Source organism: Hyphomonas sp., from assembly GCF_046313975.1.
In the GTDB taxonomy this organism is placed as follows: domain Bacteria; phylum Pseudomonadota; class Alphaproteobacteria; order Caulobacterales; family Hyphomonadaceae; genus Hyphomonas.
Window position 1 is genome coordinate 1 of the sequence record NZ_JBKBXB010000069.1, and the last position, 7,456, is coordinate 7,456.

Below are 7,456 nucleotides of genomic sequence, written 5' to 3' on the forward strand. Positions count from 1 at the left end.
TCCGCGCGGTAGTCGAGATAGGCCTGCACGATCGCCTGCAGCATCTCGGCCGACATCGCCGCCTGCGGGTGCGTGAAGCGCGCGGTAATAAGCGGACTGCCAGCTTCCGCTTGCGCATCGAAATGCGCGGCGATCTCATCTGCCGCCAGTCGCGCACACACCTCGCCGCGGCAATCCCGCGCAATCTCCGGATAGGCCCGCGCCAGCCCCGCCGCCGCCAGCGCCCGGTGCGCCACAGCCGGGCTGCGCAAGAGCTCCAACTCCGCCCGCGCCATGGCGGCGCGGTCCGGCGCCACGATCAGCCGCGTTTCTGCCGTGTACCGAGAAGGCAAGAGTGCCGCCCCCGCCAGCCCGGCCGCCAGCAGCGGAAGGAATACGGCAATCATCAGCCATTTCGCGCGCCAGAGCAGCACCAGCATGTCTGCCGCGCCCAGCCGCGGCCGGACAAAACCGGCCAGCATGGAATATGTGCCTTCGCCGGCGCGCGACATTCGGTGTCCAACTCGCAGAATTGCCCAATATGAACGGGTCGCATGGCCCGTTTGATATTTCCTTAATCATTAGCATTGATCGCGGGGGCTGGTGCAGCTTTTACACGTCCGGGGCGAACGGCCCCCGCAGAACTGCCCGTGCATCCCGCAACTTCAGCGGATAATCCGCCTACGGCAGGTCCTCGGACAGGTCTTCGGGTTCCGCCTCAAACTCCAGGGGCAGCTCGGGATCAGACAGGCTGTTCTCGATGAACGCCTCGACCTGCGAAGCATCGAAGGGCGTGTCCGCGTCCTGCTTCAGGTCAAGGTCGGCCTCATCCTCTTCGGTGTCGCGCGGCACCCACGGCCCATCAAAGTCCGGCGCGCCCGGCAAGGCCAGCGCGCCCCAGATCAGACGCCCGAGAAGCCGTGTGCGCACCTCGATCATCGAAGGCGTCCATTCCTCGATCTCGAGAACGCCCTGCGAGGTGATCCATCGCTCCCAGATGGACCGGTTCTCCATCAGGATCGCGCGCTTCTCCGGGAATGGCAGCGTGCCGAGCTTCTTGTTCATGTCCATCGGCACACTCATCAGGTTGCCGATCAGGTCCGTGCAGCGGCTACGCTGGTTCTCCTCCGGAAAGGCCTCGAGCCAGGGCGATCCCGGCGGCGGCGATTCCGGCAGGATGTGCTCGATCGAGAAAGCCTTCTGCGCCGACGGCCGAAGGGAGCGCAGGCTCGGCACGGTCTGCAGCTCCAGGAACTGGAACAGCGCACGCCGCAGGAACGGATCCGTCACCGGCTCGTGTAGCAGGCGCCGGATGCGAGCGACCCATTGCGGGCGGAACTCGAACGTGTCTATCGCCTCGGAAAAACTGCTCCCGCTCTTCTGGATCGTCCGGATCGCCTCGCGGAAATAGACCGATCTCTGCCGCTCTTTCACGCCTGCAAATTTCAGCGCCGCCACGCGCGCCTGCAGCTTGTGGAACACGCCCGCCAGCATGTCCTTCTGCGCTTCGGTCCGGAAGCCCTTGCGGCCGACGCGCGCATATACCGCCAGCGCAAACGGGCGCCACTCATGCACATCGATCACCGACAGCGAATTCAGCGGCTTCAGCTCCGTGCGCAGTGCCGCGCCATTCCGGGCGACATCATTCAGCGCCATCCAGTCGGGCGCTGCCGCCTCCAGGAAGCCGAGCCAGGTGAACAGGCCCCGGCTGTCGCGCATATGCCGTTCCTTGGCCCAGGCGAGGAAGGCTTCAAGGTTCGGCACCCCGCCCGGCGGCGCAAGGTCCGGCCGCGCGGTGGAGAAGGCATCGTGCAGGAATTGTTCGAAGTCGCGGTGCACGATGTTCCGTACACGGTCCCAAACACGCACGAACCTGTCCGCCTCCTGCTCTGTGCGCGCAAATTCGATCAGCCGCGACTTCACAAGATCATACGGGCTCAGCTTCAGCCCGGTGCCGTTGATCTTGGAGAACATAAGCTCCGCCAGCCCGCCATTGGATATCTGCAGGTTCACCAGCTCGACCTTGCCGAGCAGGCATGTCGCAAACACCGCCAGCTCCGCCTCGTTCCGGAAGGAGGACAGCACCTTTTCGATCACGGCGAGATTGTTGCGCACGGCGAGCGAGCGCCCGAACATCTTCCCGCCGACCACCCGGTCCAGCGTCGCGCCCGGCTTCTGTGCGAACCGCCAGAGTGAGTTGTCATCGCCCGGCAGCACCAGGCGCGCATGACCCTGCTCATTGGCAATGCTGTCCGAGACGAGCTTCTGCACCTCCGGCACGCCCGCCAGCCGGTCCCTCAGCCAGCACAGCATCAGGGTCACCGTCGTGGTGCGCTGCAGGCCGTCATAGATCCGGAACACCGGCGCCGGGCCGGCAACAATCGTCTGGCCGATGAAATAGATCGGCAGCTCGCCGGGGGCGCGGAAGAATACGGCAATGTCGCTGCAGAAGGTCTCGACCTGCTCGCGTTGCCACTGATAGTCGCGCTGCTCCCGCGCACATTCGAACCGCGACCAGCCGAGATACTCGCCAACCGTGACCGAGTGGGGTAGAATATTGAAAGTGCGCATGTTTTCCCCGCGAGGTGCGGCCCTTTGAGACAGGGACGCCTCCGGGGTTGAAAGCTAGATCGGCGCAACAGAAATCACAACTCGTTGCCGGGCCCATCCGGCACCACCAGAACCGGTGCGATCCATGACCCAGTATTTCGAACCCATCCCCTATCCGCTGTGGGCCACAGACAAGGCCGCTTTTGCCGACAAGCTCGGCCGTTCGTTCCGCGAAACCGGCTTTGCGGTCATCACCGGCCACCCGGTCGCGCAGAACGTCATCGACGACAATCTCGCCGCCACAAAGGCCTTCTTCGCCCTGCCGGCCGAGACGAAAGAGAAATACCATGACGCCCCCGGCGGCCGTCAGCGCGGCTACACGCCGTTCGGCACTGAAAACGCCAAGGGCCAGGCCAAGGCCGACCTGAAAGAGTTCTGGCATACCGGCCGCGCCCTGCCGGCGGATTCCCGCTACCGTGACACGATGAAGGACACGCCGTCCGTCTCCGAAGTCGCTGACTTTGACCGCGCCACCCGCGCCCTCTACGAAGCGCTTGATGATTTCGGCGCCGACCTGCTGAAAGGCGTCGCGCTGCATCTCGGCCTCGCCGAAGACTGGTTTGCCGACAAGGTGAACTTCGGCAACTCGATCCTCCGCCTGCTGCATTATCCGCCGCAGATGGACCCGCCGCCGGAAGGCTCCGTCCGCGCCGGCGCGCATGAGGACATCAACGTCATCACGCTGCTCCTCGGCGCCGAGGAAGCCGGCCTCGAAGTGAAACACCGCTCCGGCCAGTGGCTCGCGGTCAACCCGCCGCCCGGCGCCCTCGTCATCAATTGCGGCGACATGCTGCAGCGCTACACCGGCGGGGTCCTGCCCTCGACCACTCACCGCGTGGTTAATCCGGCCCCGGAGCGTTCGCGCTTCCCGCGCTACTCGACGCCCTTCTTCCTGCACTTCAATCAGGATTTCCTGATCGAGGCCCTGCCCGGCTGCCTCGCCGAAGGCGGCAAGGCCGAGCCGGCGATCACCGCTCAGGATTTCCTGATGGAACGCCTGCGCGATATCGGCCTCGTCAAGGCGTAAACCCTCCCGCCACCGGGATTCGCTTGGCACGGGACGTGAGTCCCGTCAGTCTCCTGTTTCGTTAAGGGAGGATGGCGCATGCCTGCCATGGGGTTTCGCGAATGGATCGCCGCCGGCCGCGCCATCGCCGATGGCCAGTTGTCCCGCTATGGGGATGACGCCCATTTCACCAACAGCTTCGAGCGTGCCCTAAGCGACCTCACCGGCGCCCGCCACGTCCTCACCGTCACCTCCGGCACCGGCGCCCTGATAGCTGCCCTCGCCGCCGCCGGCATCGGCCCCGGAGACGAAGTCCTCGTACCCGCCTACACTTGGATGGCGACTCCCGCCGCCCCCGTCATGGTCGGCGCCGTCCCCGTCCTCGTCGACATCAACGAGACGCTGACAATCGATCCCGAAGACATCGAGCGCAAGATCACGCCCTACACCCGCGCCATCATGCCGGTCCACATGATCAACGCCCCGTGCGACATGGACGCGATCATGGCGATTGCGAAGAAGCACGGCCTCGTCGTCATCGAAGACGCCTGCCAGTCTGTCGGCGTCACCTACAAGGGCCGCCATCTCGGCGCCATCGGCGACCTTGGCGCCTTCAGCTTCAACAAGATGAAGAACATGAACATCGGCGAAGGCGGCGCGGTTCTGACCAGCGACGACAAATACTTCGCCCGCGCCCGCTCCTATCACGATCTCGGCGCCATGATCCGCGGCCATGAGGAACGCTACAACGAACCCGAATTCGTCGGCGTCAACATGAAGGTCACCGAGATCCAGACCGCCATGCTCGGCGTGCAGCTGAAGAAGGTGCAGCCGATGCTCGAGCGCATGCGCAAACGCCGCGCGCTGATGGCGCCCATCCTTGCCCAGAGCAAGGATTTCCGCGTCACGCCCCACAATGATGAAGCCAGCGCCGTCAGCCTGACAATCCTCGCCCCCAGCAAGGAAGCCGCCATCGCCCTTCAGGAACGCCGCGGCGTCTGGAACCGCCTGCGCGACAGCTCCAAGCACGTCTACACCAACTGGGAACCGATCCTCGCCAAACGCACCTTCCATCCGAAGATGAACCCCTGGGCCTGGGCGAAACGCGAGATCACCTACACGCCGGACATGTGCGCCCGCACGCTCGACATTCTCGACCGCACCTGCGTGGTCAATCTCGGCCTCAACTATCCGGACTTCATGATGCGCCGCGTCGCCGCCGGCATCGCGGGCTGACGCCGGCTCAGGCCTGCGTCTCAGCCGCCGACGGCACGCGCATCTGCCGGCTCACTGCATAGGCCGCCGCGCGCGCCGTCTGCGCCATGATCGTCAGCGTCGGGTTCTGCGCGCCCATCGAGGGGAACGCCGCCGCATCCGTCACGAACAGGCCCTTCGTATCCCAGCATTCGAGATTTGGATCGACCACGGACGTTTCCGGGTCCGCGCCCATCCGCGCCGTGCCGCACTCGTGGATGCCCGTGCCCGGCGTTGCCGCCTGCGGGCTCTCGTAATCCACGTTCAGCCCCAGCGCCCCCGCCATCGCGCGGATCGTCTGCATCTGCTGGCCCGCTACCTCAATGTCCCGGTCGCTGTAGCGGCAGTCAATGGTGAGGATCGGCATGCCGAACCGGTCCGTCCGGCCCGACAGCCTCAGCCGGTTTTCCGCGCACGGCTGCATCGCCGCAAATCCGGCAAGGTCGATGCGCGCCCGTTTCGATCCGAACGTGTGCCGGTGGACCTGCACGCCGTAGGGCGTCTCCGCCCCGCCATCCGTGGCCGCCACCATCGGCACATACAGGCACCGCCCGTCCTCAAGCACCTCGTCAGCCTCGTTGGCGCCGGCCTGCAGATAGCCCGAACAGCTCGACACGACGTGATCCATCACATACCGGCCCAGCGCGTCAGAATGCAGGCCGCACTGCTCCCGGCCCGCCGCACTCCGCGACAGCATCAGGATGCGCGCCGACTCGAAGGCCGAGGCGCATACAAACACGGTCGGTGCCTCTGCCGAGACGACCGCGCCCGTGCGCCTGTCCAGCCACTCGACGCCGCAGGCCCGGTGATCTCCGTCCACCTTCACCCGGCGCACCACCGCGCCCGTGCGCACGGTCAGCCTACCTTCGGCCGCGGCGTGCGACATCCAGTCGATCGGCGGCGCGTACCGGCCGAGGATCACCTCGGCGCGCGGCACGGCCTGCCGCACCGCGCTGATGGTCGCCGCCTCGCTCGGCAGCACTGTGTTCACGACACTCAGCCGGGCGTCCGGCACCAGCCCCGAATGATCATTGCCTCCCCGCAGGCCGAGCGCCGCTTCGATGCTCGCATACCAGCAATCCAGCGCGCCCGCCTCCAGCGGCCACGCTGCCAGCGCATCGCCGCGGCCTTCGAAATCCGCCTTGCCGAACCGGTAATACTGCCGCCCATGCCCTGGCACGATCATCCGCCCGCCGAGCTGGCGTGAGCGGAACCAGTGGAAGTCCGTATCCGGAGCTGTCTCGTAAGGACAGTCGCGGTCATCCACCAGCGAACCCGGCGACATTTCCCAGGCGAAACATTTCGTCTGCACGGGCTGGCGCACCTTGCCCGCTGCCTTGAGCGCTCTGCGCCCGAAGCTGATCACGTCCGGCGGCAGCCCCCTCAGCGTGCGGCTGTTCGAAATCACCGCAATCAGCTGCGAGACCGGATCGCGCAGGCGCGAGTGCGGCGAGGCCGGCTCCCAGCCTGCCTCCAGCGCCAGAACATTCAGGCCCGCCCGGACAAGGTTAAGCGTCGCCACACCGCCCGCCGCGCCGGTGCCTACAACAATGGCGTCATAGCTCCGCGGCTTCGAAAAATCGAGCGTACCGGATTCCCTGATTACTTCCGCCAGTACCGGCATATGCCCGTCGTTTCATCCCAGCCGCCGGTATCCGCGGGTACGCCACCCGAACTCGTCCGGCAATAAGGGTAACTCCTATGCAATAAATACGCCTTCGGGAAGACGACCTATGATGGCGGAAAGCCCGGCACCCCGGCTACCTCCGCGGCAAGCTCAGGCGGCGCCGGCCACGAAGGCGCGGAAATCCGCGACCGTCTCGAAAAAATAGTCCGGCCCCGCCGCTTCCAGCGCCGGCTGCATGGCAAAACCCCAGGCGACAGCGGCAGATTTCAGCCCCACATCGCGCGCCGCATCAATGTCGCGGATTTCGTCGCCGACAGCGAGGGCCCGTCCGGCCGGCACACCGAGTTTTGCCAGCACTTCCTGGAAATGCTTGGCCTTGCCGAACATGCCCGCGCCGCAGCTGAACGCGTCCACCTTTGCGGAAAGGTCCGGCCCCAGCGCCCGGCGAACGCTGGCTTCGGCGTTGGAGGATACGATGGCGATCTTCGCGCCACTAGCCTTGATGGCTTCCAGCACTTCCGGCACGCCGTCGAAGATCGGGAAATGCCCCTCCCGCGCCGCGCGCTTTCGCACATGCACGGCAATGAACACCAGCTTCCAACCCGGAATCTTCAGTACACGCATCACCTCGCGCGGCGGCTTGTGGCGCAGCTCCTCCAGCTCCTCCGCCCCCGGACACCGAAACCCGAACCGCTTCGCAATATCCGGCAGGATAGACCGGAACCACCCCGCGCTGTCCGCAAGCGTGCCGTCGAAATCGAAGATGTAGAGGTCGGGCATAAGTCAAAGAACCTAAGTGGCTACACTCACTACAGAATCTTACATTGTCTCAAATACTAGTCTAAATGCGCACCGTGCAATTCAGCGATTGACCTGAGACCCTCGGGTCCCTCATTCATTTCGAGAGTCTGGCCCTTTCATAGTCCATGGTTTGAGGTGTGGCGAGCGCGTCGGGAGCGAGGCTCCCCACATGCACGAGC

At 65.3% G+C, this 7,456-nt stretch carries 6 protein-coding genes; 2 read left to right on the forward strand and 4 right to left on the reverse strand.

The window, feature by feature from the left end:
* Together ACK4TE_RS15610 and ACK4TE_RS15615 are read right to left on the reverse strand one after the other, a co-directional pair.
* Window positions 1–491, reverse strand: a 491-nt coding sequence (locus tag ACK4TE_RS15610; protein WP_409912460.1) for a Wzz/FepE/Etk N-terminal domain-containing protein, incomplete at its 3' end; no start/stop codon positions are given.
* Window positions 492–660: 169 nt separating this feature from the next.
* Window positions 661–2,550, reverse strand: a complete 1,890-nt coding sequence (locus ACK4TE_RS15615; protein ID WP_409912461.1) for a DUF262 domain-containing protein — start codon at window positions 2,548–2,550, stop codon at window positions 661–663.
* A 124-nt stretch (window positions 2,551–2,674) separates the two neighbouring features.
* On the opposite strand from ACK4TE_RS15615, the gene ACK4TE_RS15620 reads away from it, so the two are divergent.
* The gene (locus ACK4TE_RS15620; protein ID WP_409912462.1) at window positions 2,675–3,616 is read left to right on the forward strand and encodes an isopenicillin N synthase family dioxygenase; all 942 of its coding nucleotides are present in this window, start codon (window positions 2,675–2,677) and stop codon (window positions 3,614–3,616) included.
* 78 nt (window positions 3,617–3,694) lie between these two features.
* Window positions 3,695–4,831: a DegT/DnrJ/EryC1/StrS family aminotransferase gene (locus tag ACK4TE_RS15625; RefSeq protein ID WP_409912463.1), complete on the forward strand. Its 1,137-nt coding sequence runs from the start codon at window positions 3,695–3,697 to the stop codon at window positions 4,829–4,831.
* A 7-nt stretch (window positions 4,832–4,838) separates the two neighbouring features.
* Here ACK4TE_RS15625 and ACK4TE_RS15630 read toward each other — a convergent pair whose 3' ends face one another.
* Entirely contained in the window at window positions 4,839–6,473 is a 1,635-nt protein-coding gene (locus ACK4TE_RS15630; RefSeq protein WP_409912464.1) for a GMC oxidoreductase, read from the reverse strand.
* A 153-nt stretch (window positions 6,474–6,626) separates the two neighbouring features.
* Window positions 6,627–7,256: an HAD hydrolase-like protein gene (locus ACK4TE_RS15635; protein WP_409912465.1), complete on the reverse strand. Its 630-nt coding sequence runs from the start codon at window positions 7,254–7,256 to the stop codon at window positions 6,627–6,629.
* Between the last annotated feature and the right edge of the window lie 200 nt (window positions 7,257–7,456).

Bases quoted from the DNA above. Each gene is read 5' to 3' on its own strand.
- ACK4TE_RS15625 (WP_409912463.1), top strand. From the start codon at position 3,695: ATGCCTGCCATGGGGTTTCGCGAATGGATCGCCGCCGGCCGCGCCATC.
- ACK4TE_RS15630 (WP_409912464.1), bottom strand. From the start codon at position 6,473: ATGCCGGTACTGGCGGAAGTAATCAGGGAATCCGGTACGCTCGATTTT.
- ACK4TE_RS15620 (WP_409912462.1), top strand. From the start codon at position 2,675: ATGACCCAGTATTTCGAACCCATCCCCTATCCGCTGTGGGCCACAGAC.
- ACK4TE_RS15635 (WP_409912465.1), bottom strand. From the start codon at position 7,256: ATGCCCGACCTCTACATCTTCGATTTCGACGGCACGCTTGCGGACAGC.
- ACK4TE_RS15615 (WP_409912461.1), bottom strand. From the start codon at position 2,550: ATGCGCACTTTCAATATTCTACCCCACTCGGTCACGGTTGGCGAGTAT.